Here is a 26,930-nt window from a genome sequence, read left to right as displayed (position 1 = left end):
CGCGGCACATTCAGGGGGGATTCGTGCGCAAGTTACTTCTCGGGCTACTGCTCTTGCTGCTGGTTGCACCGGCATCATCGAACTCGGTGAGTTTTGGTGAGGTCAGCCTGCAATCCCATCTGAATCAGGCCCTGCGCGCGGAGATTCCTCTGCGAGGCGGTGCCGCGGCCAGTGACTCGCTGCAGGTGCGGCAGGCTTCGGAAAGCGACTATCGTCGCTCCGGCATGAACCGCGGAAGTGTACCGGGGGATCTGAATATCCAGGTTCAGGGACAGGGTGCGGATCGACGCGTGGTGCTGACCACCCGTCAGGCGGTTCGCGAGCCATATGTGGGGATTCTCCTTGAGGCTCGCTGGGATGGCGGACGCTCGATGCGCGAAGTCTCCCTGCTCCTGGACCCGCCCGACACTATGCCCGCGGATGCAGCCGCGCCGGTGCCGCGAGAAACCGCCCGCGACGCCCCCGCGCGCCGGGATGCACCGATGCCGCGCGAGGGCGAATCGTACACCGTACGCAGTGGTGACACGCTGTATCGCATCGTAGAACGCGCGGGTCTTGCCGGTATGGCCGATCAGGCGATGCTGGCCTTCCTGGAGGCCAACCCCGATGCGTTCGCCGAGCAGAACATCAACACTCTTCGTGCGGGTGCAGAACTGACGGTCCCGTCGCGTTCCGAACTCGAACAGCGAAGCGCGTCGGAGGCGCGCGCAGAAGTCCAGCGCCAGACGCAGGTCTGGCGTGACGGCACCGTGACGGCCGCGCGCGAGGAGCCAGAGCCCGAAGAAGCGGCCGAGGTGGAGCCGGAAGTCGAGCCGGTCCCGGAAGAGGACGAGGTCGTTGCGGAAGACGATGAAGCCGTTCCCGAGGAAGACGAGGTCGCGGCCGAGGACGACGTGGCCGCGGTGGACGAGGAAGACGAGGCGGCAGTTGCCGACGACCGGCTGGAGATCGTGACGGAGCTCCTCCCCGAGACGGATGAAGGCGCGGTTGCCGCAGCCGAGTCCCCCGATCTGCTCCAGGAAGCGATGTTGTCCCAGCGCGCGGAGATGGAGGGGATGCGCGATGAGATTTCCGAACTGCGCGAGGAGCTCGGTGAGCGCGGCCGTCTCGCGGAGATCTCGAGCGAGAACATGGCCGAGCTGGAGGAACAGCTGAGCCAGCTGCGCGCGGAACGCAACGAGTTGATGGCGCGACTCGACCGGGCGGACGCAGAACGCAACGCCCCGCTGCACGAACGGATCATGAACGACCCGCTGCTGTTGATGATGGCGATCGCGCTGGTGATCCTGCTACTGCTGGTACTAATGGCGTTCGCGCGGGGCGGTCGGCGTGAGATGGTGGTCGAAGAGCGCGCCGCTGGCATGCCGGGGCGTGCGGACAACAGCCGTGTGCAGGCATCGGCAGTGGAACCGGCGGGGTACGAGGCGCGCGAAGTCGATGAAGCTCGGAGCGGTTCGACCGTTGCCGGGGCTGCGACAGCCGTTGGTGGCGCCGTGACCGGCATGGCCGCTGGTGCGGTCGCCGGAAAAGAAGACGATCGTGATCAGCCGGTCGAGCCCGATGAGCCGGAAGAGTCGGTCGGCGAACCGGTGGTGGTCAGTTCCAGTGGGGACTCCTCAGTGGACGATGTGCTGGCCGAAGTGGATGTCTGCCTTGCCTACGGGATGAACGATCAGGCCGAAGAGACGCTCACCCAGGCCATCGAGCGCGATCCGGAGAACACCCGGTATCGATTGAAACTGGTCGAGGCGCGCGTGGCGCTTGGCGACGAGGCGGGGGCGCGCGAGGCTGCATCAGGCCTGCGTGAGCGCATGGCGGCCGATGACCTGGATACCCGGAATCAGTTGGCCGAGCTTGAGTCGCGTATCGGTGGGGCCGGTGATGTTGGTCCCGGGTCGAGCAGCTCCCCGGCTGATGACGATGAGCAGGTGCCGGCTGCAGAGCCGACACCAAGCGGTGACGTAGATGCCCGCAACGAAATTGACTTTTCCGGATTGGAACTGCCGGATGTGGAATCCGGCGCCGATGAAACAGCGAAATCCGCCAGACAGCCCGATGAGGTGGATTCCGGCCTTTCCTTCGATTTTGAAGACTCGTTCGACCGGGATGGCGTGGAGCCGTCGGCCCCCGAGAAGGCAGACGAGGGCGGGGATGACCTGAACGACCTCTCGTTCGATATCGATGACAGTGATCTCCCCAACCTGGATGATGACGGGCGGGAGGACACGGAGGCCGGAAGCGATATTCCAGCCCTGGATCTGGGCGACGAGGATACCCCGTCTGCCGAAGCGGAGACGGCTTCGTCGGCACCGGGCGACGCCCAACCGGTTGGCGCGGATGATGACAATGAAACGCGTCTGAGCCTCGCCCAGGCCTATGCGGACATGGGCGACGAGGAGGGGGCGCGTGAATTGATTGACGAGATCGTCGCCTCCGGCACCGAGGAGCAGAAGGCAAAGGCGGAAGCGATTCGCCAACAACTGGACGGGTCGTGATCCGCCATCGGATCTGCTGAAGCAGTATCCTGTCGCGATGAGGCGACGGGGTTTCGACATCAAGTACGAGACGGCCGGATCGGCGTCCCTGTGGGCGCTCCCGGCCGTTTTGCTGTTGTCGGCGATGCTGGCGACTGCTAAACCGGTCGTGGTGCTGGCGGTGCTGCTGGGGGTTGCCGGACTTGTGTGGGCGGGGCCCTTTGCCTGGGAACGCTGCGGACGCCTGCTCTGGCGACTGAAATGGTTTTATCTGTCTTTACTGGTGTTCTTCGGGGTCTGGCCGGTCGAAACACCAGAAGGCCCCGCGCTGGCTGGCTTGATCGAGGCATTCTGGCGGATTGGGGCGCTGGCCCTGGTGGTAGTCCTGGTCGTCTGGCTGACGGAGCGGTTCTCGCGAGGCGAGCTGGTTCGGGCGCTGTCTTCGTTTCTGGCGGGTCCTCGTGGTTGCTTTGGCGGGTGGGGTGAGCGGTTCGCGCAACGGCTGTTTCTTGCTCTGGCGCTGTTCGAGTCGGACCGGGTGGATATTGAACGGGAGCGTGAGGGGCTTCGTGGCGGGTGGCGCGAGCGGCTGCATGGGGCGCGGGACTGGCTGATCGTGCGTCTGGATCGTGCCCTGAGTGGCGAGGTGCCGGAGCTGGCGACCGACGCGTTCACCGGGCGCAGCAGCACAGTTCCCCAAGGGGGTGCGGGGGCGGTGGTGTGGTTGTGGATTGTGGCGGTTGCAGTCGGCGGGCTTGCCTGGTGGTGGTGATCAGGTGATGCCAAGGACAACATTGACGGCAAGTGATACGGATCCGGCCCGTCAACGCTGGGCGTTGGGAATCGAGTACGACGGGCGCGGGTTGCTGGGCTGGCAGCGCCAGAAGGACGGGGCCAGCGTCCAGGGGCACCTGGAGGCGGCGCTGAGTTTCGTGGCAAACGAGGGGATTGAGCTCACCTGCGCGGGACGCACGGATGCGGGGGTCCATGCGACCGCTCAGGTGGCGCACTTTGATACTGCGGCGGTCCGGGAACGGCATTCCTGGGTGCTGGGGGTGAACAGTCGTCTGCCGGACGGGATCACCCTGCGCTGGGCCGAGCCGGTCGACGACGATTTTCATGCACGCTTCAAGGCGTTCGGCCGTCGCTATCGCTATGTGATCGCGAATCGACCGGTACGCCCCGCACTGGAGGCCGGGCGGGTGGCGTGGTGGCGACGCCCACTGGATGCTGCACGGATGCATGACGCGGCGCAGACCTTTGTTGGCGAGCACGACTTTTCCAGCCTCCGTGCCGCCGGATGCCAGGCGAAATCACCAATTCGGAATATACATTCGATTGGTGTCCAGCGGCGCGGTTCCTACGTGATCCTGGATATCCATGCCAATGCCTTCCTGCATCACATGGTGCGGAACATTGCCGGAGTTCTCCTGGCGATCGGAGACGGACGCGAGGAGCCAGGCTGGGCCGCGCGGATCCTCGCCGCCCGCGACCGGCGAGTCTCGGGCATCACGGCCCCGGCCGGGGGGCTTTATTTCGTTCACGTAGACTACCCGCCCGAATTCGCTCTCCCCAGTGCCGAGGGGCCGGTACTGGAGGGGATCCCGGGCAATGGGGCGGTCTGATTGCGGGAAAGAGGCTAGCCGCCGTGCTTCTGGTACGCTTTGCCGCTTGATAATTGAGGCCGGAGCGGGATGCGCTATCGGGTAAAGATTTGCGGAATCACGACGCCGGAACAGGCGGAGGCCGCGGCACGTGCCGGGGCCGACGCGATCGGCCTGGTGTTCCATCCGCCCAGCCGCCGTTATGTCGAGTCCGACCAGGCGGCGGAGATCGCGGCGGCATTGCCCCCGTTCGTGACCACGGTCGGACTGTTCGTCGACCCGGACCCGGCACACGTCGAGCAGGTCCTGGCCGGGGTACGCCTGGACTGCCTGCAGTTTCACGGTCATGAGTCGGCAGCGGAATGTACGCGTTTCGGGTATCCCTATCTCAGGGCCGTGTCGATGAACGAGGGGGGTGATCCGCGGCCGGTGATGGACGCCCACCCCCAGGCGCAGGGCTTTCTGCTGGACAGCCATGGAGCCGGGCGCAGCGGCGGATCCGGCCACCGGTTCGACTGGGACACGGTGCCCGAGGCGCTGGACCGGCCCTGGCTGCTGGCCGGGGGACTGGACGAGGATTCGGTACGCGAGGCGCTGGAACACCTGCGCCCGTACGGGGTCGACGTAAGCTCCGGAGTCGAGAGTGCCCCGGGGATCAAGGATGCACGGCGCATGGAGGCCTTCGTGAAGGCCGTGCGCCAATGCGAGGTGAACGAATGAGCAAGATCGACTGGGCGGCGTTCCCGGATGCCCGCGGGCATTTCGGGCCCTATGGCGGGCGCTTTGTATCCGAAACCCTTATGGGCGCGCTGGACGAGCTGCAAAAGGCGTACGAGCAGTATATGGGCGATGCCGACTTCATGGCGGAGCTGGACCATGATCTGCAGCAGTTTGTCGGTCGTCCCAATCCGCTGTATCACGCCGAGCGTCTTTCGAGAGAGCTTGGCGGGGCACAGGTGTACTTCAAGCGCGAGGACCTGAACCACACCGGCGCGCACAAGGTGAACAACACCATCGGCCAGGCCCTGCTCGCGAAGCGCCTGGGCAAGACCCGGATCATCGCGGAGACCGGTGCCGGCCAGCATGGCGTGGCCACCGCTACCGTGGCTGCGCGTCTGGGGCTGGAATGCGTGATCTATATGGGCGAAGAGGACACGCGGCGGCAGACACCGAACGTCTATCGGATGCGTCTTCTCGGGGCCGAGGTCGTGGCGGTGAAATCGGGCACGCGTACGCTGAAGGATGCCCTGAACGAGGCGATGCGCGACTGGGTCACCAATGTCGACGACACCTTCTACATCATCGGTACCGTTGCAGGCCCGCATCCGTATCCGGCCATGGTGCGAGACTTCCAGGCCGTGATCGGCCGCGAGGCGCGGGCGCAGCACTTGGAGATGACCGGCAAGCTGCCGGATGCGCTGGTGGCCTGTGTTGGCGGCGGATCGAATGCGATCGGCCTGTTCCATCCGTTCCTGGATGACGAGTCCGTGGAAATGATTGGCGTCGAGGCCGCAGGCGCGGGCATCGAGTCCGGCCGGCATTCGGCACCGCTTTGTGCCGGGCAGCCGGGCGTGCTGCATGGCAACCGCACCTACCTGATGGAAGACGAGCATGGGCAGATCGTCGGGACGCATTCGGTCTCGGCCGGGCTGGATTATCCGGGCGTCGGGCCGGAACACGCCTGGCTGAAGGACACAGGCCGTGCGCGCTATGTCGCCGTGACCGATGACCAAGCGCTGGAGGGCTTTCATCGGCTCACCCGTACCGAGGGCATCATCCCGGCGCTGGAGACCTCACACGCGATTGCGCATGTCCTGGAACTGGCCCCGACGATGCGTCCGGACCAGAGCATTATCGTGAACCTGTCGGGTCGGGGCGACAAGGACCTCAACACCGTGGCGGAACGCGAAGGAATCACGCTATGACTCGCATCGAGCAACGCTTTGGCAAGTTGCGGTCGGAGAACCGCGCGGCGCTGGTGCCCTATGTGACCGCGGGTGACCCGGAGCCGGGCGCCACCGTTCCGCTGATGCATGCGCTGGTAAAGGCGGGTGCGGACCTGATCGAGCTGGGGGTCCCGTTCTCCGACCCGATGGCAGATGGGCCGGTGATCCAGAAGGCCTGCGAACGGGCGCTGCGTTATAGCACCAGCCTGCGGGACGTGCTGGACATGGTGGCCGAGTTCCGCAAGACCGACGCCGAGACGCCGGTGGTGCTGATGGGCTATCTCAACCCGGTCGAACGCATGGGTTACGAGACCTTTGTCGAAAAGGCCCGTGAGGCGGGGCTGGACGGTCTGCTGACGGTGGATCTGCCGCCCGAGGAGTGTGACGAAGTTGCGGGACTACTGGAGAGCGCGCAGATTGCACCGATCTTTCTGGTAGCGCCCACGACCTCCGACGAGCGTATTGGTCATGTGGCGCGCGCGGCGCGGGGTTTCATTTACTACGTGTCGCTCAAGGGCGTGACCGGCTCGCAGACGCTGGATACCTCGGCGCTGGCCGAGCGCCTGGAAGCCATCCGCCAGCACACGGATCTTCCGCTGGGCGTGGGTTTTGGTATTCGCGATGCGGAGACGGCCGGGCAGGTCGCGCGCGTAGCGGATGCCGTCGTGGTGGGCAGCGCGATCGTGCGTCTCGCCGAGGAGTTCGACGGTGATCCGGCCGGGTTCGCCCATGCGGCGTCCGAAGTCGTAGCGGGAATGCGCGTGGAAATGGACCGCGTGCGTGCGTCCGGCGTCGAGGCGTCGGTGTAGTAGAATGCAGCGCTCGCAGGACTGAGGGATTCAGGATGAGCTGGTTCGAAAAGCTGATGCCTTCGCGCATCCGTACCGACAACAGCAACAAACGGGGCGTGCCCGAGGGGCTGTGGGTGCGCTGCGAGGGTTGCGACGCCACGCTGTATCGCCCCGAGGTGGAACGCAATCTCGATGTCTGTCCGAAGTGCGGGCATCACCGACGGATGAGTGCGCGGCGGCGGCTGGAAACCTTCCTCGACGAGGAGGGGCGCGAGGAAATCGCCGCCCAGATCGAATCTTCCGATGTCCTGAAGTTCCGTGACTCCAAGAAATACAAGGACCGCCTGGTCGCCGCGCAGAAGTCGACCGGCGAACGCGACGCGCTGGTCGTCATGCAGGGCCAGTTGATGGGGCGCCCGCTGGTGGCCTCTGCGTTCGACTTCCGCTTCATGGGGGGGTCCATGGGCTCGGCCGTGGGCGAGCGCTTTGTCCGTGGCGCCAACCGTTCGCTGGAACAGCGTATTCCGCTCGTCTGTTTCAGCGCGTCCGGCGGGGCGCGGATGCAGGAGGCCTTGTTCTCGCTGTTGCAGATGTCCAAGACCAGCGCGGTGCTGGCGCGGATGCGCGAGGAGCGTATCCCGTTCATATCCGTGATGACCGACCCCACCATGGGCGGTGTCTCCGCGAGCCTCGCGATGCTCGGCGATGTCAATGTCGCGGAGCCCAATGCCCTGATCGGTTTTGCCGGTCCGCGCGTGATCCAGCAGACCGTCCGCGAGACGCTGCCCGAGGGCTTCCAGCGGTCAGAATTTCTGCTCGAACACGGGGCGGTCGACATGATCATTGAGCGCGGCGAGATGCGCCGCCGTCTGGCCTCCGTGTTGGGAATGCTGACTCATGGGCCGGCTCCGGCCCCTGAGGCGGCCCCGGTCGAAGAGGAAGAGCCGGAGGTGGAAGTGATTCGCGCGGATGATGCCAGCGAATCGTCGGATGCCCCGCGCTCGACCTGACTCCCTCCGTGCGCAACGCCACACTGGCTGAATGGCTGGCCTTCCAGGAGCGACTGCATCCGGTTGGCATGGACCTCACCCTGGAGCGTATTGCCCTGGTCGCCGACAGGTTGGGGCTGCGCGGCCCGGGGACGCCCCGTACGGTCATTGTGGCCGGCACCAACGGCAAGGGCACCGTAACCACGCGTACGGCGGCGCTGTTGCAGGCGCAGGGTCTGAATGTGGGGTTGTTCACCTCCCCGCATTTGCTTCAGTACAACGAACGCATCCGCCTGAACGGCGTGCCGGCCGCGGACGTGGACCTGTGCAGGTCCTTCGAGGCGATCGACCAGGCCCGGGGTGACGATTCGCTGACCTATTTCGAGTTTGGCGCTTTGGCCGCGGCCTGGCTTTTCTGCGAGGCCCGCGTCGATGTGCAGGTGCTGGAGGTCGGGCTTGGCGGGCGCCTGGATGCGGTGAACATCTGGGACGCGGATGTGGCGGCGGTTACCGCCGTGGATCTCGACCACCAAGCCTGGCTGGGGGATTCGCGCGAGGTGATCGGACGCGAGAAGGCCGGCATCATGCGCGCAGGGCACCCAGTGGTAATCGGGGAGCTGTCGCCTCCACAGAGCGTGCTGGACCAGGCTCGGGCGCTTGGGTGTCCTACCGTCCGCTTGGGGCGCGATTTTGACCTGCTGGTCGAACAGGAACGGCTCGTCTGGTGCTGGAATGGCGCTCAGGTGGAGTGGAATGTCCCGCTGGCGCGGGGGCTGAGCGGTGCCGTCCTCGCGAATACCGCAACCGCGCTGGCCGTGGTCGAGTCGCTTGGCATGGGCACCGGGCTAAGCTCGGCCTCGCTGGAGCGGGCGCTTCAGGTTCGCCCGCCCGGTCGTCTGCAATGTCTGGGCGGGTCTCCGGAGTGGCTACTGGATGTGGCCCACAACACGCAGGCAGTCGCCGAGCTCGCGCGCTGGTTGCGTGACAATCCCTCCGCAGGGCGGACCGTCGCGCTGGTGGCGGTCATGGCCGACAAGGAACGCAGGGCCATGTGGCGCGAGCTGCACGGTCTGGTCGATGTCTGGGTCCCGATCCCGCTTGATCTCCCGCGTGCACTCCCTGCACACGACCTGGCGGCGGAACTGGAAGAGGCCGGCCAGCCGGACGTCCGGCCGGTGGGCGAGATCCAGAAAGCGCTTGAACAAACGAAGGAATTGGCCGGAGCCCAGGGACGGTGTGTCGTGTTCGGCTCGTTCCACACGGTGGCGGCGATCCTCGAACAGGCCCCGGACCTGGCGGCTTCGGCTCTGCGCGAGTCATTGCCACCCGATTCCGTACCGAAAGGCATCGCTCATGGCTAGGGACGCAAGAAAGCTTTCGCACACTTGCCTTGCCCGACTGGGTGGACGCGGCGTAATGTCGCGGACAAGACCCGACATGCGGGATTCCAATACCATCACGGCATGACCACGGACAGTCCCATTCGTTTTCGCCTGACGGGCGCGGTGATCCTGATTGTGATCGCCGTGATCTTTCTCCCGTGGTTGTTCGACGGTGCCGGTTACGAATACATGAGCGGCATCGATGACCCGGTTCCCGACGCTCCGACCTTTGCGGCACCGGATATCGCGCTTCCTTCCGAACGTGAGGATGCGCCTCCGAGAGCCGAGCGGGAGCGGGGCGAGGAAGTGCGAATCGCCGATCTTCAGGCACTGGAGAATGGCGAGGAGAACCGGGAAGACGCGGCGGACAACGATGAAGCCGACACTCCGGAACCGCTGACACGAGCCCCGGAGTCGCGCGCGATCGAAGCGGGTTGGGCCGTGCAGGTGGGCAGCTATCGGGCCGGTGGGAATGCGCGGGAAGAGGAATCACGCTTGCGTGACGCCGGCTGGCCAGCCTTTATCGACGAGTCCGAGGCCGAAGGTCGCAGCATCTATCGGGTCAAGGTGGGTCCGGTGGCTCAGCGCGACGAGGCCCAGAAGCTGGTCGAGGAACTGAAGGACGATTTCGATATCACGGGCATTGTGGTGACCTTCCCATGATCTCCCACGACCGTGGACACGCAGGCAGCCGCCTGCGAACTTCGAGGCGCTGCGGTACACTACGCAGCCTTTTCGCACCGGAAGTCCGCCGCGCGTGAACTGGATCGACCTGGTCATTATCGCCCTGATTGTCGTCTCGGGGCTTATCAGTCTGTTTCGTGGGTTTGTGCGCGAGGCGTTCTCGCTTGCCACCTGGATTGTGGGCATCTGGCTGGGTATTCGGCATGCAGCCGAGGTCGCCGAAGTGCTGCCCGAGGCGCTGTCGGATGCCACATTGCGCCTGGGGGTCGGGTTCGCGCTGATCTTTATCGCAGTGCTGATCGTGGGCGGCATCCTGGGGGTGCTGGCCAATCGTCTGGTGCGCGGCAGCGGCCTGACGGGCACCGACCGTTCGCTGGGCGTGATCTTCGGTCTGCTGCGCGGCGTGGTTCTGGTCGCGGTACTTGTCTTTGCGGCCTCTCTGACACTGATGCCCGAGGAGGGCTGGTGGGAGAACAGTCGCCTGATTCCCGAGTTCGAACGCCTGGTCGAGTGGATGGTCGCGCAGTTGCCTGACAGCTGGCAGGAACAGATCGGCAGCCTACTGGCCGACGACCCAGCCGATCCCGCCGTGGATGAGCCGGCCGGTGAACCATCGGCACCGGAAACCGAGCCCCCCGCCGACCAACGCTAGTCGACCGCCTTGTTGGAGCCCTGAACCGTATGTGTGGAGTAGTCGGAATCGTCGGGCGTGGCCCGGTGAATCAGCCGCTTTATGATGCCCTGCTGGTGCTGCAGCACCGTGGACAGGATGCCGCCGGCATCGTGACCTGCGACGACTTAGGCCGGCTGCACCTGCGCAAGGACAACGGTCTGGTGCGGGACGTCTTCAACAATCAGCACATGCAGGGTCTGATCGGCAACATGGGCATCGGTCATGTGCGGTATCCGACGGCCGGCAGCTCGAGCTCCGCCGAGGCCCAGCCGTTCTACGTGAACTCCCCGTTCGGGATCACGCTCGGACACAACGGCAACCTGATCAATGCCCGAGAACTGAAGCAGGCCCTGTTCGCGACCGATCGTCGGCACATCAATACTGATTCCGACTCCGAGATCCTGTTGAACGTCTTCGCACAGGAGCTCCTGCGCTATCTGGACAACGGCCTGACCGCCGACTCCGTGTTCAACGCGGTCGAGCGTGTGCACGAGCGCGCCAAGGGCGCATATGGCGTCGTCGCGATGATCGCCGGTCGCGGTCTGCTGGCCTTTCGTGATCCGCATGGTATCCGCCCCATCGTCTACGGCTCGCGTGAAGGCGAGGAGGGGGGGCGCGAATGGATGGTCGCCTCCGAGAGTGCGGCGCTGGAGTCGCAAGGCTTCGAACTGGAGCGCGATCTGGCACCCGGCGAGGCCTTGTTCATTACACCCGAGGGCGAGCTCTCGACGCGTGTTTGTGCGGAAGACACGCAGCTCAACCCCTGCATCTTCGAGCACGTATATTTTGCCCGACCGGATTCGGTGATCGACAACGTGTTCGTGCATCGCGCGCGGATGCGGATGGGCACCGCGCTGGGTGAAAAGATCCGCCGTGTCTGGCCGGATCACGACATCGACGTCATCGTGCCCATTCCGGATACCGGGCGCACGGTTGCGCTGGAGATGGCGCACGAACTGAACATCAAGTACCGAGAAGGGTTCATCAAGAACCGCTACATCGGCCGTACGTTCATCATGCCGGGGCAGACCAAGCGGCGGAAATCGGTCCGCCAGAAGCTCAACGCGATTTCGCTGGAGTTTCGCGGCAAGAACGTAATGCTGGTCGATGACTCCATTGTACGCGGTACCACGTCGCGCGAGATCGTGATGATGGCGCGAGAGGCCGGCGCCAGGAAGGTCTACTTCGCCTCTGCCGCCCCCCCGGTGCGCTACCCGAATGTCTATGGCATCGACATGCCCGCGGCGCATGAACTCATCGCCCATGGAAGAGACGAACAAGAAGTATGTGAGGCGATCGCCGCCGACCGCCTGATCTATCAGGACCTGGAAGACCTGCAAAAAGCCGTGCGGCGGGGTAACCGGAGCATCGAGACCTTTGACTGCTCCGTGTTTACCGGCGAGTACGTTACGGGTTTGCCCCACGACTACCTCGAACACCTGGCGTCGCTGCGCGGCGAGGGACTCGTCAACACACCAGTGGCGGGCGAGGTACTGGATCTGGCCAACAAGAAATGACGAGAGAGTAGTGACGTTGCCGAGTTTGCAGTGGATCGAGCCGGTCATCGAAGCGGCACGAAAACAGGCCGGCGGCGGCGCAGCGACGCTGCCGACGGTCGTCGTGCGTGTCGACCAGCAACGCCTCTATGTCTGGGAAGGCGGCAAGGTCACGGATGTCTTCGATGTCTCGACTTCGGAGCGTGGCATCGGAAACCAGGATGGAACCTACAAGACCCCGCTGGGCCTCCATCGTATTGCCGAACGATTCGGCGATGGTGCCGCGCCGGGTACTGTGTTCCGGGCGCGCGCCAATACCGGCGAGATTGCCGAGATCCTGACGGGCGAAGGCGAGCGTAGTCGCCGGGACAACATCACCTCGCGGATCCTCTGGCTCGAGGGGCTGGAGCCTGGCCTGAACCGCGGGGGCAGTATCGATTCCTATCAGCGTTACATATACATCCACGGTACGGATGAAGAGGGACGCATTGGCGAGCCAGCCTCAGAAGGTTGTGTGCGCATGCGTAACGACGAGGTCATCGAACTGTTTCCTCGCCTCCCGGTGGGCACCCTCGTCGTGATCCTGAACGGCCCGGATTACGAAGCGGGTCGCGTCCTGCCTGTCTAAGCCCGACTTTGCTGCCCCCATCGGGCCGAAGTCGGCATTGATCCAGAAGTTCCTAATTTTCTAACTATTTCCGAGGGAACTCCGAGAGTCTCTGACGGCTCTCACAATAACCTGCGTCTGGTGTACGTGAATTCCCGGCAATCGCCTGATACAATCATGGAATTATTCCTGACAACAACTGTCAGGTAAGAAGGGAATTATTCCTGACTATCATTGTCAGGAAAGGTGAACGGATTCGATTCTGTGAATGGATGTCGACCTCGACACGCACAATCACGGTTTCTCGGAGGCTTTAGACATGAAACTCTCAACCAAGGGCCGCTACGCGGTGACCGCCATGATGGATCTTGCGATCCATGATCGGGTGGGACCGGTGACCCTGGCCGACATCTCGCAGTGCCAGGGCATCTCGTTGTCCTATCTGGAACAACTGTTTGCGAAGCTGCGCAAGGCCGACCTGGTGGAAGGCGTGCGGGGTCCCGGCGGGGGTTACCGCCTGGCCAAGCGCGCGGATCAGATCAGCATTGCCAACATCATTACAGCGGTTGACGAGTCGGTGGACGTGACCCGCTGCAAGGGCCACAAGGACTGCCAGGATGGGGAACGCTGCCTGACGCACGAGCTCTGGGATGACCTGAGCCAGCAGCTGTACGACTTCCTGGACGGCATTACACTGGCGCAGTTCGCCAACCGCCCGGAAGTGCAGAAGGTCGCTCGCCGTCAGGACGAGCGCCGCGGTGCCCGGCACCACTTCATCTTCCGTAACGACGCGGCCTGATAACGGCCGGACGACGCAGCGGCCCGGGACTCCCTCCCGGCGCCGCCTTGGAAGACCCGAAGGCCCGACCGGATGCTGGATCCGGCCGGGCCTTTTCTTGTTGGGAAAATCCTACGTCATCCGTGGTACGGGGTGGCCGGCGGCTGGCTTCCGCAGGTCGGATGCAGCCAGTCGCCGCAGGGCCGTCAGATGTCTGGCCCGGTCATCGGGCCGAGTGGGGGCGAAGCGGGTTTGATTGTAGTGCTCGGCGAAGGCATCGACGATCGGCGCGAGATCGGACCGTGCAGCCTTGACCCGTCGGGTCCATGTGACGACGGGCTCGTGCGCGTGTCGGCCCAGTCCTGCCTGCTGCCGTTCGATCCGCCGGGATAGGTGCTGCAGGAGCCGGTCCGGCGCAGCGCGAGGGCGGCGAGGCCGACGCCACACACTCCAGGCCAGGGCCACGACGGCAAGCAGGCCAAACCCGGTGCCGAGTGCAATGACGATGTCGCGCCAATCGGTCGCGTCGAGCCCGAAACGCGCGAAGAGTTCGCGCTGGCGCTCGGGATCGAATGCCAGCACCCAGCTCTCCCAGCGGAACCGGGCGAAATCGCGCCAGTCCTCGAATCCAAACCGGAGTTGCTGCACCCAGCCGAGTCCATCGCGGCGCAGGAAATCGGGCACGGGTTCGCCCTCGCCACCGGTCAGGCCGCCAATGCCGGCTTCGATGCGTTCCGGTGCGATCGCCGCAGTGGGGTCGACGCGAATCCAGCCCTCGCCATCCAGCCATACCTCGTTCCAGGCATGTGCGTCGGCATTGCGCAGGCGCAGGTACTCGCCCCGCTGCATCCATTCTCCGCCCTGGTAGCCCGTAACCACGCGGGTGGGAATCCCCGCCGAGCGCATTAGCACGGCGAACGCGGAGGCGTAGTGCTCGCAGTAACCCGCCTGAGTCTCGAACAGGAACTGGTCGGTGACATCGCCCTCGAGAGTAGGTGGCTGCAGGGTATACCGGTACGGTGCAGCCGCGAAGCGATCAAGAGCCGCCTGGATGATCGCGCGGTCATCGTCGCCATGCGTGGCGCGCCAGAGGGCGACCTCGGCGCGGGCCCGGGGAGCCGCACTGGGCGGAAGCTCGAGGGCGCGTTCACGGGCGCTTTCGCTGAGGGGGGCATCGCCGCCCGGTGGGCGCGTCAGGTCCGCCTCGGCGACGTACTGGATACGGTTCACGATCCGCCGATCACGTATGACCTGGTGGTTGTCGCGGTATTCGGCGTTGTCCGGCAGGGAAACGGGATAGTCGAGCACCGGCAGGTAACGCACACGGGTGGGTTCCAGCGTGGCGGTGTAGGCCACTACCTCGTCCGGCTTGCCGGGCGAGGGCAGCTCAATACTGGATTCCCCGCCCTCGGCCTGCCAGCGGCGCCCGTCAAAGTTCGTCATGACCAGTGCGCGCCAATACTGAGCCCGGGGCGGTGGCACGGCGTCATGGAACTGGACACGCATCGCAGTGGTTTGGTCCTGCAGGAGTTCCGCGATGTCACCAGGATTGAGCTCGCCCGAGAGGGCCGTGGTGGCTACGTCGTCACGCTGTGGGTCGCCCCACAGTGGCCCCTGTACACGCGGGAAGGCCACGAACAGGATCAGCATGAACGGAAGAGCGTGGACGATCATCCAGCCGGACTGCTTCGCGAGACGGCGTCGTTCGAGGGTTCGCCCAGCATGCACCTGGATCAGTGCGGCGGTGAGCAGCCAGGTGGACAGTAGGGACCAGGCGGCGATCACCAACGACTGGTCGAAGAAATAGGTGGTGACCACCACAAAATATCCGAGGAACAGGCCGATCACGATATCCCGGCGGTTGCGCGTCTCGAGCAGTTTGAGCGCCATCATGACCAGCAATAGCGCGGTGCCCGCCTCCTGTCCGAAAAGGGTGCCGTATTGAAGGAAGGTCATCCCGCCCGCGAACGCCGCCAGTATGGCCATCAGGCCAATGGAAGGAGGCTTGCGGTCGCTCAGATGGAGCCAGGTCCGCAGCAGGACGGCGGCCGCCACGATCAGCGTGACCCACGGTGGCTGGTACCAGGCATGCGGAAGGGCGGCTACCGGCAGGGCCAGCAGGGCGAGTTCAAGGCCCCGCAATTCTGGCGAATGATGCCGGCGCACACGGTTCACTTCTTCGTTCCCCTGGTTGTTTCCGGAATCGGCAAGGGGATCGGCTCGAAGCGGTATTCGGCGAGGGCGCGCAGGCCCCGTTCCCTTTGCGCGGGGCCCCGCCCGGGTGGAAGGATCTGGTCGGGCAGGCGCAGCCCCCATGCGCGGCCCTCCGCCTCGGCAGCCAGGATTTGATGGCAGAGCATGGAAAGGCGCGTCTCGGTGTCGCTGGCCGGCATTGCGGACCAGTCGATCCAGAACGTGTCGCGGGCTCCCTCGACCGTCTCGCGTATGTGCAGCTTGCCGGTGCGGGCCAGCGCCTTCCATAAGATACGGCCGGGCGGGTCTCCGGGGCGGTACGGACGGATGTGATCGGGTGTGGACGCATCATCCTGACGGCGCTGGACGCCGGCCTCGTCTCCGAGGCCAGTATGGGCGGCGCCTGGATCGACGGGTTGCGGATACACGAGCATCTCGCTGGTCAGCCCAAGCCAACTCCAAGCATTCAGAATACCGAGCGGGTACCGGGTGCCCAGGTGTTGGCGGGGTAGTCGGTACACCCCGCGTCCGAGCACCGGCAGGGGCACAGTGGCCACTTGCCGCCCGTTGGCCGGTACCGCAACGGCTTCGCTTGTGTATCCGCCGATGCTCAGGTGCAAGGACTCACGGTCGCGCCCGCGTGTATCCTCCAAGCGCAGGGAGACAGACAACGGCTGGCCCGCGAACACCGGTGTTGTGGAAAGCGCCGACACCTTGAGCCCGAGCAGGTTGCGATGGGTGTACCAGATGGCATTGTGGCCGATCCCCACCAGGAGAAAGGTCAGCAGAAACGCCATGTTGTTGGAGTAGTTGATCGCCCCGAGCAGCATCACGCCGAGGATCGCCAGTAGGGTGTAACCGGCCCGGGTCGGCAGGATGTAGATACGGTCGCGGCCAAGCGTGGTCTGCGCCCCGTCGGCGCGATGGCGCCGCGTGACCCAGCGGATCATGCCTTCGGGCAGATGTTTCCCTAACGAACCGGCACGCATTCCAGCAGCCGTTCCACCGTGCGTGCGGGGGTGTCCGGTTCGCGGGCACGGACACGATGGCCGGCCACGGCCGGCAGGACGTCCGCCAGGTCGTCCGGGGTCACGTAGTCGCGTCCGTCGAGGTAGGCATGGGCTCGTGCGGCGCGCAGCAGACCCAGCCCGGCGCGTGGCGAGAGCCCGTGGGCAAAGCGTGCGCGGTCGCGGCTCGCCTGAATCAGGTCCTGCAGATAGTCCAGCACGACCGGTTCGGCATGCAGCTGGGCGATCCGGGACTGCCATCCCTGCAGGTCGTCGGGTGTGACGATCGCACTCGGGGCAGGATGGGCGACGGGCGCCACCGCGGCACCGCCGCGCTCGAGCAACGCGCGCTCGGCGCGGGTGTCGGGATAGCCCAGTTCGATGCGCATCAGAAAGCGATCCATCTGGGATTCCGGAAGGGGATGTGTGCCGACCTGTTCTTCCGGGTTCTGCGTGGCGATTACGAAGAATGGCTCGGGCAGGGGGCGGGTGGTGCCCTCCACGCTGGCTTGGCGTTCTTCCATCGCCTCGAGCAGCGCGCTCTGGGTCTTGGGGGGCGCGCGATTGATCTCGTCCGCCAGCAGGATCTGGGTAAAGATCGGCCCGGGATGGAAGCGGAATTCGCCGGAGCCCTGCTCGAATACGGAAACCCCGAGGACATCGCCGGGCAGGAGATCGCTGGTGAACTGCACGCGGCGGTAATCGAGGTTCATCGCCGCGGCCAGCGCGTGCGCGAGGGTCGTCTTGCCAACGCCCGGCTGGTCCTCGATCAGCAGGTGGCCATTGGCCAGCAGGCAGGTGAGCGCCAGCCGGACGCGATCCGGTTTGCCTAGCAGGATATCGTTCAGTGCGCTTTCGACCTGGTGTAGAGCTTCGTTGGCCGCAGGCATTGGGCTCCTCGTAGTGGATGGTGTCGGGTGGCCAAGAGGCAGACGAGCAGGGTTGGCTCATCCCCGTTTCGCGTGTCGGGTGACTTTACGGCTACCATGGCCGCAATTGCCCCACGAGCGACAGTATGGACAAGCAGGCCGCCGATTCGGGCCAGACGTTTCACTATGATGCCACAGCCTCGCCGGATGCCCGCCTGCATCTGGCCGGTCGGCTGGACGTGCATGCAGTGGAGCGTGTCTGGTCGCCTCTGCGTCGCCGGGTGCGAGAACTTGCACAGGGTACGCAGACCGCCGTAACACTGGATGTCAGTGACCTCGTGTACTGCGACGGCGCGGGCGCTGCGTTGCTGCACGCGCTGGAGCGCGATATCGAGCGTGCGGGCAGGGGCGTTGAGTTGGTCGGTGTTCAGGGGTTGGTGGAAGAACAGCTGACACCGTACCGCGAACTGGAAACCGTAGAGCCCGCACGCCATGAAGATCGTGGAGGTGCCCTGGCACAGGCGCTTCAGGCCGTTTCCCGAGTGGGGCAGGCGGCCTATTCGCAGTTCGGCTTCGTTGGCGAGCTGACGCGGGCGCTGGGGGCGGCGCTGCTGAATCCCCGCCAGGTGCGCTGGGGCGATACTTTTCGGGTCGCCGAGGCGGCTGGTTTCCAGGCGCTGCCCATTGTCTCCCTGATTGCCTTCCTGCTGGGCGTGATCCTGGCATTCCAGTCTGCGATTGCGATGCGCCAGTTCGGCGGCGAGATCTTCGTCGCCAATCTCGTGGCCGTATCGTTGTTCCGCGAGCTGGGGCCATTGATGATGGCGATCCTGCTGGCCGGCCGCTCCGGGGCCGCATTTGCCGCCGAGATCGGCACGATGAAAGTCAACGAGGAGGTCAACGCCCTGAAAACGATGGGGCTCGACCCGGTGCGTTTCCTGGTGTTGCCCAAGGTGCTGGCTGGCATCGTGGTTGCCCCGTTGCTCGCAATGTACGCGAACATGATCGGCCTGCTGGGCGCCGCGGTGGTCATGCAGGGGTTCGGGATTCCCTGGGTCGCATTCTTCAATCAGGTAACGATGGCACTCAGCCTGTCGGACCTGTTCTCCGGGTTATTCAAGGCGGTGATCTTTGGTCTGCTGATCGCGGGCGTGGGCTGTCTGCGCGGGCTGCAAACGGCGAGCGGTGCGGCCGCTGTGGGGATCTCGACCACCAGCGCGGTGGTCACCTCGATCATCCTGATCGTGGTGTTTGACGGTTTGTTTGCCGTCCTCTTCTACCACATGGGGGTGTGAGGAATGGCGAATACGGAGCCGGTGATCAAGGTTCGCGAGCTCACCATGGGGTTCGGTGATTTTGTACTGATGAGGAACCTCGACTTCGATGTCCAGCGTGGCGAGATCTTCGTGATTCTCGGGGGGTCCGGCAGCGGCAAGAGTACCCTGCTCAAGCACATGATCGGGCTTTACACGCCACAGCAGGGCCACATCTGGATTGCTGGCGCGGATATCACCACCGCAGAGGGCAAGGCGCGCGAAAGCATATTGAGACGGGTGGGCGTGATGTATCAGATGGGCGCTCTGTTCGGGTCCATGACCCTGCTGGAGAACGTGCGGCTACCGCTGGAGGTCCACACCGACCTGCCGCGCGAGGCGATGGATGCGATTGCGCAGGCACGCCTTCAGTTGGTGGGGCTGGGCGAGTTCGCGAATTTCATGCCTTCGGAAATCAGTGGCGGGATGCAGAAACGCGCTGCGATCGCGCGTGCGATGGTGCTGGACCCGGAAGTGCTGTTTCTGGATGAACCTTCAGCCGGGCTGGACCCGATCACCTCGGCGGGGCTCGACCGGCTGATCCTGCGCCTGGCGCGCAGCCTGGACATGACCATTGTGATCGTCAGCCATGAACTGGCCAGTATTTTTGCGATTGCCGACCGGGTCATTATGCTCGACAAGGAAAGCAAGAGCATCGTTGCCGAAGGGAACCCGGCGACTCTGCGCGACACATCCGATCACCCGTGGGTACAGCGCTTCCTGCAACGGGCCGATTCGGCCGACTCCGAAGAGAGATCCACATGAGTGCCCGACAACATTTTGGCCTTGGACTGTTCATCGTAGGCGGCCTGGTGGCGCTGGTGGTCGCATTGACCATCATGACCGCGGGCAATCTCTTTCGTGCGTCCATCCCGATCGAAACCTACATCGACTCGTCGGTCCAGGGACTGGAGGTCGGAGCACCCGTGAAATTCAGGGGCGTGACCATCGGCGAGATTACCGAGCTTGGATTTACGTCTGTGGAATACCAGCGCGATGTCGACCCGCGCGATCGCAAACGCTATGTGATGGTGCAGGCGCGCCTGTGGCCCGACCGGTTTGCGGCCACTGCCCGCGAGCAGGAGTTCGAGCCAGAGATCCTCAAGAGCCTGGTCGACGCCGGGCTGCGCGTGCGGATCGCGGCACAGGGCATTACAGGGATGAACTATCTGGAAGCGGACTTCTCGGACCCGGAAGAACACCCGCCGCTGGAACACGACTGGGAGCCCCGGTCAATTTACATTCCGTCCTCCCCGAGCATCGCCGTCCGGTTCATGGAGTACGCGGAAAACCTGCTCATGAGGATCGACGGGCTCGATATCGAGGGGGTGATCGAAAACCTGAATTCGGTATTGATCACCGTTGACGAAACCGTGTCGAGCCTGGATACGGCGGGTCTGAATCAACGAGCCGATGAGTTGATTTCGGAGCTTGAGCAGACCATGCGCACCGCGGACCGCGTGATGCAGTCGGTCGAGCAACTCGTCGACCATCCGGATACGCAGGCTTTGCCGACGGAAACCCGTGAGGCCATCCGCGAGTTGCGCCGTACGGCCGAGGCAGCCGATGTCGCGGGTCTGATCGATCGCATGGACTCGATGGTCGAGCGGCTTGATCGTGGCATGGATGTCAGCGAGTCGAAGCTCCTGGAGACAATGGACGAACTGCAAGGTGCGATCTCGGGCCTGCGCAGCCTGTCCGATGATGTTCGCCGCAACCCCGGTGGTGCGTTGTTTGGTGCGCCACCCCCGCGCAGCCGTATGGACAAGGAATGAGCATGAACTGGTGGAAAACCCCGATCCTGATGCTTGTGGCGCTGTTACTGGGCGGCTGCACCCTGCTGCCCGAACGCGAACCGGTCGATCGCGCCTGGTATCTGCTGGAACTACCAGACGAGCCCGCGGCACGTACGGCCGACGAACCTGTGGCAGTGGAACTGGGCTCGGTCCGTGTCGCCCCGGCTTATGCCGGCAATGGGCTGGTGTACCGTTTGGGAAACCATCAGTACGAGTCGGACTACTACAACGAGTGGTTCCTGAGGCCTTCGGAGCAGGTCGAGCAGTTGTTGCGCGAACGCTGGACGCGCAGCGGTGCGGCAATCGAGTTGGTCGATAATGCGGCCGCTGTACGCGAACAGGGACGTCCCGCGATTCGGGTCCACGTGCTGATTACGGCTTTGTACGGCGATCTGGACGGTGCGAACGGGATCGAATCCAATGGGCTGGCGGCCTCGGGCACCGGGCATATGGGACTGCGCGCCCAGTTGAGTCAGGGCGAGCGAAGCCGTCTGGTGCACCTGGAATCCGAGCAGCCCCTGGAACGGCGCTCTGCGTCGCAGCTGGTGGGGGCTCTGTCGCGTGCCACGGCCGAGGTTCTGGTTGACCTGGAAGACGCAATCCTGGAAGAGGTCGGGGGCATGGATGATGACTAATGTCTTCGACTTCTCGGTACATGCCGCCGACGGCAGCGAGCAACTGCTTGGCGCGTTTCGCGGGGATGTTCTGCTGATCGTCAATGTAGCCAGTGAATGCGGGTTTACCCCCCAGTACGAAGGCCTGCAGGCATTGCACGAGCAGTTCGCCGATCGGGGTTTTCGTGTGATTGGCTTCCCCTGCAACCAGTTTGGGGGGCAGGAACCGGGTGATGCGGAGACGATACGCGCCTGCGGTGCGCGTTTTGGGGTCACCTTTCCGGTACTCGCAAAGATCGAGGTCAACGGCGAGGGCGCCCACCCGCTGTACAAACATCTCAAGCAGCAAGTCCCCGGTGCATTGGGCACTCAGGGCATCAAATGGAACTTCACCAAGTTCCTGATCGGCCGAGATGGGTCCGTCATCGACCGATTTGCTCCCCAGCGCAAGCCGCAGGACCTGGTCGACAGGATCGAAACGGCCCTTGCTGAACCGCGCCCGGGCGATGGCGGCTGAACTCGAACTCGACCCGCGGAGCATTAGACCCGGCGATCAAGGACCAGCGCCTACGGAACGCGGTGCGCATGCCTTCTGGATGAAGGTAGCGCTCGGACATGCCGAGCGGGCAGCCGAGGTGGGCGAAGTGCCCGTGGGCGCTGTACTGGTGGACGCGGAAGGGCATTGTCTCGCGGCCGCGCATAATGCCCCCATCAGCGAGCATGACGCGACTGCGCACGCAGAGATTAGAGTCCTGCGCGCAGCGGGACAGCGATGTTCCAACTATCGACTGACCGACACCACGTTGTATGTAACGCTTGAGCCGTGTTCGATGTGCGCTGGTGCGATGATCCACGCGCGGGTAGGGCGGCTGGTGTTTGCGGCGTCCGACCCTCGCACTGGGGCCGCTGGAGGTGCGATGGACCTGCTGCATCACCCCGCTCATAACCACCGTCTGGAATGCATCGAAGGGATCGAGGCAGAGCGGTCTTCCGAGTTGTTGAGAGGTTTCTTTCGTCTACGCCGAAAGCGTTAGATCCGCGTGATCCAAGGCCGTTGCCCACCGGCGCATTGAGGCGCAGAATCAAATCAATATGAGACGGCGTTCACGTTTTGCACCGACTGGGTGCGCGGGGCCGCCGGGATTCTGCGTCCAGATGCCGGGGTGTACCGATTAGCCAGCCTCCTTCCAACGATGACCGCGGGGATCCCGTCCTGGATTCCGCCTCGAGTGCTCCCGAGACGGAACCCATGGACGACGCTGACGCTCTCGAACCGGAACTGCCCGTTGTCGACACGGAAGGTCGAGCCGACACCCTTCTCGGTGGGCTGATTCTGATTGCCCGCATGCACGGGCTGCGCCTGACGCCGGACTCCGCGCTTGCCGGTCTGCCGCTGGATGACGGGCGGCTCTGTCCCTCCCTGGTACCACGCGCTGCGCAGCGCGCAGGCCTGACGACACGGACGGTCACCCGTGACGCGCGCGGCCTGAAGGACGACCTGCTGCCCGCACTGTTGCTGCTGGACCAGAACGAAGCCTGGGTGCTGGTCGGATGGAACGAAGACAAGAGCGTCGCCAGGGTCATCGATCCGGAGCTCGGTGACGCGGTCGTCGAAGTCCCCCTGAACCGGCTGAAAGAACGCTACGTAGGCCGAGCCATCTATGTACGCCCCGAATTCCGTATGGACGCGCGCGCGCCGCGGGTCTCGAAGGAGAGCAAGGGGCACTGGTTCTGGCGGGTCATTCGCGAGAACCGGCCGCTATATCGCGATGTGCTGATCGCGGCGGTGATGATCAACCTCTTCGCACTGGCGATGCCGCTGTTCGTGCTGAACGTGTACGACCGCGTGGTCCCGAATCACGCGACCGAGACGCTGTTCATGTTCGCGGCGGGTGTGGTCATCGTGCTGATCGCGGACTTGATCCTGCGCACCATGCGCAGCCACTTTGTCGACAAGGCGGCGATGCGTGCGGATGTAAAACTCTCCTCGCACATCATGGAGCGTGTGCTGGGGCTGCGCATGGAGAATCGACCGGCCTCGGTGGGTTCGTTTGCATCGAACATTGGCGCGTTTGAGTCGGTGCGCAGCTTTATATCGTCGGCGACCATCATTGCCTTTGTCGATCTGCCGTTCGCTTTGATGTTCATTGCCATCATCGCGCTGATCGCCTGGCCGCTGGCGATCCCCGTGGCGATCGGTGCGCTGCTACTGCTGTTTTACGCCACGGCGATCCATCGCAAGCTGCATGCACTCGCGGAAGAAAGCTACCGCGTTGCCGCGCAACGCAACTCGACCCTGGTCGAGAGCCTCGCGGGCGCCGAGACTCTCAAGGCCCTTGGGGCGGAGGGGCGGGTGCAGGCAACCTGGGAGCGTGCAACGACCCATCTGGCAAGGACCAGTGCACAGAACCGCCTGCTGACCGCAAGCGTGACCCACACGGCGATGTGGGCACAGCACACGGTGGGCGTCGCCATCATTGTGCTCGGTGTGTTCCTGTTAATGGAGGGAGATCTCTCCATGGGTGGGCTGATTGCCGCCTACCTGATCTCCTCGCGCGCGATGGCGCCCATCAGTCAGACGGCCGGGCTGCTGATGCAGTATCACCAGGCCTCGACTGCACTCGGCTCGCTGAACGAGATCATGGCGCTGCCGGTGGAGCGCCCGGCGGACTCGCACTTCCTGAGCCGTGAGCGGTTCGAGGGCGCCATCGAGTTTCGCAATGTCGGTCTCGCCTATCCCGAGTCCGCCACGCCGGCGTTGCAGAGTGTTTCGCTGAAGATCGAGCCGGGCGAACACGTCGCCGTGCTGGGGCGCGTGGGCTCCGGCAAGAGTACCCTGGCCAAGCTGATCATGGGTCTTTATCAGCCGACCTCCGGGGCGGTGCTGGTGGACGGAATCGATGTGCGCCAGCTGGACCCGGCCGAGCTGCGGCGGTCGCTGGGCTATGTGGGCCAGGAGGTCATGCTGTTCTACGGAAGCCTGCGCGAGAACCTGGTGGCGGCCGATCCGCTGGCCGGCGACGAGGCCATCCGCAAGGCGATAGCAATCTCGGGCATCGAGGATCTGATCAATACCCATCCAGAAGGTGTCGACCTGCAGGTCGGAGAGCGCGGGGGCCGGCTGTCTGGCGGGCAGAAGCAGAGTGTCGGCGTGGCGCGGGCCGTGCTGCATGAGCCCAGCATGCTGCTGATGGACGAGCCGACCAGCTCCATGGACAACTCCACCGAGCAGGGGATGAAGCGTCGGTTGGCGGAGTTCATTCAGGGACGCACCACCGTGATCGTGACGCACCGTACCTCGCTGCTCGAGTTGGTGGACCGAATTATCGTGCTGGATCAGGGCCGAGTGGTGGCCGACGGGCCGAAGGATCAGGTGATTCAAGCCCTGCGGGAAGGCCGCGTAGGCAAGGCGCAGGCATGAGTAAACGCACGCGCAGGGACGGCCAGGGGTTCGAGGCACTCGGCCGCGGTATGGACCACACCGGAAAGGTCGGTGCGCCGATGGTGGACCGGATCTTTCGCCCCTGGCTGACCAAGGGTGGGGGCGACCACCGCAACTGGGCATCGGACGCCGATTGGACGCAGATACAGGAGCGTCCGATCCGCGCCCGCGCGCTCCTCTACGGGATCCTGATCACGCTGGGCCTGCTGGTTTACTGGGCCTCCATTGCCGAGATCGACGAGGTGGCCCGCGCGGACGGGCGGGTGATTCCGTCGCAGAACCTTCAGGTGCTGCAGTCCATGGACGGGGGCGTGGTCTCCGATGTGCTGGTGCGAGAAGGCGATGTCGTGGAACAGGGCGATGTGCTCGTGCGTGTGGACCCGACGCGATTCCTGTCCGACCTGGGCGAGGCGAGGGCCAGCGAGTTCGCGTTGAAGGCGCGCCGGGCGCGCCTGATGGCGCTGCTGACGGAAACCCCGTTCCTGATTACACCAGACCTGCAGGAAGGGCCGCAGGCCATCGTCGAGCAGGAGCAACAGCTTTACGAAGAAAGCCTGGACGAGCTGCGCTCGCGGATTCGCATTGCCGAGGAACAGATGCGGCAAAGACGTGAGGAGCTGAACGAGGTAAGGGCGCGACGCAGCCAGGCCATCCGAGCCCTGGAGCTGGCGAGTCGCGAGCTGGAGGTTACCGAACCGCTGGTGCAAAGCGGGGCGGTATCCGAAGTGGAGATCCTGCGCTTGCGCCGCGAGGTCTCCAACGCCCGCGGCGACCGCGATCAGGCGACGGCGCAGATCGCCCGTCTGGACGCCGCGATCGAGGAAGCGGAAGAGAAGATCCGAGAGGTGCGGCTGAATTTCCGCAATCAGTGGCGTTCGGAGCTCGCCGACACCCTTGGGCGGCTGCAGGAACTGGCCGAGGGCACCGAGGGCCTGGAGGACCGTGTGCGGCTGTCCGAGGTGCGCTCGCCCATGGCGGGTATTGTGCAGCGGATGTTCATCACCACGCGCGGTGGCGTGATCTCGCCCGGGCGCGAGGTGGCCGAGGTGGTGCCGCTGGAGGACGAATTGCTGATCGAGGCGCGGGTCTCGCCGCGGGACATTGCCTACTTGCGTCCGGGACTCAACGCCAAGGTGAAGTTCACGGCCTATGACTTCGCCATCTACGGCGGCCTGGATGCCACCGTGGAGCACATCAGCCCGGACACCATTACCGACGACGACGGCAACACCTACTACAAGGTCCGCGTACGAACCGAGGAAACAGGCTTCGACGAGGAACACCCGATCATGACCGGGATGGTCACGCAGGTGGATATCATCACCGGGCGTCGCACCATCCTGCAGTACCTGCTGAAGCCGATCCTCCGCGCGGGCGAGCTGGCTTTTACGGAGCGCTGATCGATATGCAGATCTTCATGGTGGACCGGGCGTCGCGGCCTTCACCGCGCTGGGAAGAGGCCTTCCCGGACGCCCAGGTGCTGCGCCCGCCGTTTCCGGCGACGTTGCCGGAGGGCGCCGAGGCCTGCTGGATCGGCACGGACCTGGCCGACTGGGAGGTGCACGTCGAGCAAAGGACCCGGGTGCATCGGGTCATCGTGCACTCGCGCCACCCGCACGACGAGGAAGGCATTCGTGCGTTCGATACCGGGGCCCACGGCTACTGCCATACGCTGGCCAACGCCACCCAGTTGCGCACGATCGCCGCGACCGTAACGGGTGGCGGGCTGTGGGTCGGCCCCGACCTGATGACCCGCATGATTCGTACCGTCCGCAGCGCCCAGCCCCGCGATCCGGAAACCCCGCCCGAGGGCTTCGATAACCTGACGCCCCGGGAGCGCGAGGTCGCGCTGGCCGTCACCACCGGCGCGCACAACAAGGAAATCGCACGCCAGCTCGGCATGACCGAGCGTACCGTCAAGATGCACCTCGGCTCCGTCTTCAAGAAGCTCAACGTGGACGACCGTGTCCAGCTCGTGCTCCACCTGACTCGCCTGCGCGAATCCCACCCGACCGTCTGATTTTCGTGCCATCCGCGAAACCCGCCTCTAGCGGCGGCGATGCGATTCGCTTTGCTCATCCGCATCCTACGACCCTCATCAAACGAGGGGGGAGCGTCACGTAGGATGCCTATGAGCGGAGCGAATCGCATCAACCCAGCCCCCGCCCCACGCAACTTCCAGCCGCTTTCGTCCAACCGAGGCCCATATCGATTCTCCCGTAACCCCACAAACCCTGTACTTCGGTACACCTGTCGTGCCAAGACCGACTCC

Annotated in this window: 25 protein-coding genes; 22 read left to right on the top strand and 3 right to left on the bottom strand. The window is 64.6% G+C overall.

Annotated elements, in window-relative coordinates; translation table 11 throughout:
- Nucleotides 1–86 precede the first annotated feature (86 nt).
- The 13 genes from F623_RS0106965 to iscR all read left to right on the top strand — a co-directional run bounded on the left by F623_RS0106965 (nucleotide 87) and on the right by iscR (nucleotide 13,445).
- Nucleotides 87–2,495: a FimV/HubP family polar landmark protein gene (locus F623_RS0106965; protein WP_018861475.1), complete on the top strand. Its 2,409-nt coding sequence runs from the start codon at nucleotides 87–89 to the stop codon at nucleotides 2,493–2,495.
- A gap of 37 nt (nucleotides 2,496–2,532) precedes the next feature.
- Complete coding sequence (locus F623_RS0106960; RefSeq protein ID WP_018868673.1) at nucleotides 2,533–3,246, top strand: hypothetical protein; 714 nt, start codon at nucleotides 2,533–2,535, stop codon at nucleotides 3,244–3,246.
- A 64-nt stretch (nucleotides 3,247–3,310) separates the two neighbouring features.
- Nucleotides 3,311–4,099 (top strand): tRNA pseudouridine(38-40) synthase TruA, encoded by a 789-nt coding sequence (truA, locus tag F623_RS0106955; RefSeq protein ID WP_018861473.1) that lies wholly within the window; start codon nucleotides 3,311–3,313, stop codon nucleotides 4,097–4,099.
- Between the two features lie 69 nt (nucleotides 4,100–4,168).
- Nucleotides 4,169–4,798 (top strand): phosphoribosylanthranilate isomerase, encoded by a 630-nt coding sequence (locus tag F623_RS0106950; protein ID WP_018861472.1) that lies wholly within the window; start codon nucleotides 4,169–4,171, stop codon nucleotides 4,796–4,798.
- Nucleotides 4,795–6,003 (top strand): tryptophan synthase subunit beta, encoded by a 1,209-nt coding sequence (gene trpB, locus F623_RS0106945; RefSeq protein WP_018861471.1) that lies wholly within the window; start codon nucleotides 4,795–4,797, stop codon nucleotides 6,001–6,003. The genes F623_RS0106950 and trpB overlap by 4 nt, the downstream gene beginning before the upstream one ends.
- On the top strand, nucleotides 6,000–6,833 hold the full coding sequence (gene trpA / locus F623_RS0106940) for a tryptophan synthase subunit alpha (protein ID WP_018861470.1): 834 nt from the start codon (nucleotides 6,000–6,002) through the stop codon (nucleotides 6,831–6,833). Before trpB ends, trpA begins: the two co-directional genes overlap by 4 nt.
- Before the next feature lie 35 nt (nucleotides 6,834–6,868).
- Complete coding sequence (accD, locus tag F623_RS0106935; protein ID WP_018861469.1) at nucleotides 6,869–7,825, top strand: acetyl-CoA carboxylase, carboxyltransferase subunit beta; 957 nt, start codon at nucleotides 6,869–6,871, stop codon at nucleotides 7,823–7,825.
- Nucleotides 7,826–7,833: 8 nt separating this feature from the next.
- Nucleotides 7,834–9,165 (top strand): folylpolyglutamate synthase/dihydrofolate synthase family protein, encoded by a 1,332-nt coding sequence (locus tag F623_RS0106930; RefSeq protein ID WP_018868672.1) that lies wholly within the window; start codon nucleotides 7,834–7,836, stop codon nucleotides 9,163–9,165.
- Between the two features lie 102 nt (nucleotides 9,166–9,267).
- The gene (locus F623_RS0106925) at nucleotides 9,268–9,849 is read left to right on the top strand and encodes an SPOR domain-containing protein (protein ID WP_018861467.1); all 582 of its coding nucleotides are present in this window, start codon (nucleotides 9,268–9,270) and stop codon (nucleotides 9,847–9,849) included.
- A 94-nt stretch (nucleotides 9,850–9,943) separates the two neighbouring features.
- Entirely contained in the window at nucleotides 9,944–10,522 is a 579-nt protein-coding gene (locus F623_RS0106920) for a CvpA family protein (protein ID WP_018861466.1), read from the top strand.
- 29 nt (nucleotides 10,523–10,551) lie between these two features.
- Nucleotides 10,552–12,060, top strand: coding sequence for an amidophosphoribosyltransferase (purF, locus tag F623_RS0106915; protein ID WP_026278658.1), 1,509 nt, complete (start codon nucleotides 10,552–10,554; stop codon nucleotides 12,058–12,060).
- Between the two features lie 10 nt (nucleotides 12,061–12,070).
- Nucleotides 12,071–12,667, top strand: coding sequence for a L,D-transpeptidase (locus F623_RS0106910; RefSeq protein WP_081616576.1), 597 nt, complete (start codon nucleotides 12,071–12,073; stop codon nucleotides 12,665–12,667).
- A gap of 298 nt (nucleotides 12,668–12,965) precedes the next feature.
- Nucleotides 12,966–13,445 carry a Fe-S cluster assembly transcriptional regulator IscR gene (iscR, locus tag F623_RS0106905; RefSeq protein ID WP_012982722.1) on the top strand — a complete coding sequence of 160 codons (480 nt, stop codon included), beginning with the start codon at nucleotides 12,966–12,968 and terminating at the stop codon, nucleotides 13,443–13,445.
- Between the two features lie 111 nt (nucleotides 13,446–13,556).
- Here the strand turns inward: iscR and F623_RS0106900 are convergent, their stop codons facing one another.
- From F623_RS0106900 to F623_RS0106890, 3 genes are read right to left on the bottom strand one after another with little or no spacing between them, the layout of a single operon-like run.
- Nucleotides 13,557–15,599 carry a transglutaminaseTgpA domain-containing protein gene (locus F623_RS0106900; protein ID WP_018861462.1) on the bottom strand — a complete coding sequence of 681 codons (2,043 nt, stop codon included), beginning with the start codon at nucleotides 15,597–15,599 and terminating at the stop codon, nucleotides 13,557–13,559.
- Nucleotides 15,596–16,606, bottom strand: coding sequence for a DUF58 domain-containing protein (locus F623_RS0106895; protein WP_026278656.1), 1,011 nt, complete (start codon nucleotides 16,604–16,606; stop codon nucleotides 15,596–15,598). The genes F623_RS0106900 and F623_RS0106895 overlap by 4 nt, the downstream gene beginning before the upstream one ends.
- Entirely contained in the window at nucleotides 16,588–17,514 is a 927-nt protein-coding gene (locus tag F623_RS0106890; RefSeq protein ID WP_018861460.1) for a MoxR family ATPase, read from the bottom strand. Before F623_RS0106890 ends, F623_RS0106895 begins: the two co-directional genes overlap by 19 nt.
- A gap of 125 nt (nucleotides 17,515–17,639) precedes the next feature.
- Here F623_RS0106890 and F623_RS0106885 point away from each other — a divergent pair, with 125 nt between their 5' ends.
- The 9 genes from F623_RS0106885 (at nucleotide 17,640) to F623_RS0106845 (ending at nucleotide 26,678) form a co-directional block, all read left to right on the top strand.
- On the top strand, nucleotides 17,640–18,788 hold the full coding sequence (locus F623_RS0106885) for an MlaE family lipid ABC transporter permease subunit (protein WP_018861459.1): 1,149 nt from the start codon (nucleotides 17,640–17,642) through the stop codon (nucleotides 18,786–18,788).
- A 3-nt stretch (nucleotides 18,789–18,791) separates the two neighbouring features.
- The gene (locus F623_RS0106880) at nucleotides 18,792–19,571 is read left to right on the top strand and encodes an ABC transporter ATP-binding protein (protein WP_018861458.1); all 780 of its coding nucleotides are present in this window, start codon (nucleotides 18,792–18,794) and stop codon (nucleotides 19,569–19,571) included.
- Nucleotides 19,568–20,581 carry an MlaD family protein gene (locus F623_RS0106875; RefSeq protein WP_018861457.1) on the top strand — a complete coding sequence of 338 codons (1,014 nt, stop codon included), beginning with the start codon at nucleotides 19,568–19,570 and terminating at the stop codon, nucleotides 20,579–20,581. Before F623_RS0106880 ends, F623_RS0106875 begins: the two co-directional genes overlap by 4 nt.
- Before the next feature lie 2 nt (nucleotides 20,582–20,583).
- Complete coding sequence (locus F623_RS0106870) at nucleotides 20,584–21,237, top strand: ABC-type transport auxiliary lipoprotein family protein (RefSeq protein WP_018861456.1); 654 nt, start codon at nucleotides 20,584–20,586, stop codon at nucleotides 21,235–21,237.
- Nucleotides 21,230–21,733, top strand: coding sequence for a glutathione peroxidase (locus tag F623_RS0106865; protein WP_018861455.1), 504 nt, complete (start codon nucleotides 21,230–21,232; stop codon nucleotides 21,731–21,733). The genes F623_RS0106870 and F623_RS0106865 overlap by 8 nt, the downstream gene beginning before the upstream one ends.
- Nucleotides 21,723–22,250: a tRNA adenosine(34) deaminase TadA gene (gene tadA, locus F623_RS0106860; protein WP_018861454.1), complete on the top strand. Its 528-nt coding sequence runs from the start codon at nucleotides 21,723–21,725 to the stop codon at nucleotides 22,248–22,250. The genes F623_RS0106865 and tadA overlap by 11 nt, the downstream gene beginning before the upstream one ends.
- Before the next feature lie 215 nt (nucleotides 22,251–22,465).
- Entirely contained in the window at nucleotides 22,466–24,637 is a 2,172-nt protein-coding gene (locus tag F623_RS0106855; protein WP_018868670.1) for a type I secretion system permease/ATPase, read from the top strand.
- Nucleotides 24,634–26,058 (top strand): HlyD family type I secretion periplasmic adaptor subunit, encoded by a 1,425-nt coding sequence (locus F623_RS0106850; RefSeq protein ID WP_018861452.1) that lies wholly within the window; start codon nucleotides 24,634–24,636, stop codon nucleotides 26,056–26,058. The genes F623_RS0106855 and F623_RS0106850 overlap by 4 nt, the downstream gene beginning before the upstream one ends.
- A 5-nt stretch (nucleotides 26,059–26,063) precedes the next feature.
- Nucleotides 26,064–26,678, top strand: a complete 615-nt coding sequence (locus F623_RS0106845) for a response regulator transcription factor (protein WP_018861451.1) — start codon at nucleotides 26,064–26,066, stop codon at nucleotides 26,676–26,678.
- Nucleotides 26,679–26,930 lie beyond the last annotated feature (252 nt).

This window comes from Thioalkalivibrio sp. ALD1 (assembly GCF_000381245.1).
In the GTDB taxonomy this organism is placed as follows: Bacteria; Pseudomonadota; Gammaproteobacteria; order Ectothiorhodospirales; family Ectothiorhodospiraceae; genus Thioalkalivibrio.
Note: the sequence above shows the minus strand (reverse complement) of the source record. Positions and strands in the feature narration are given on the sequence as shown.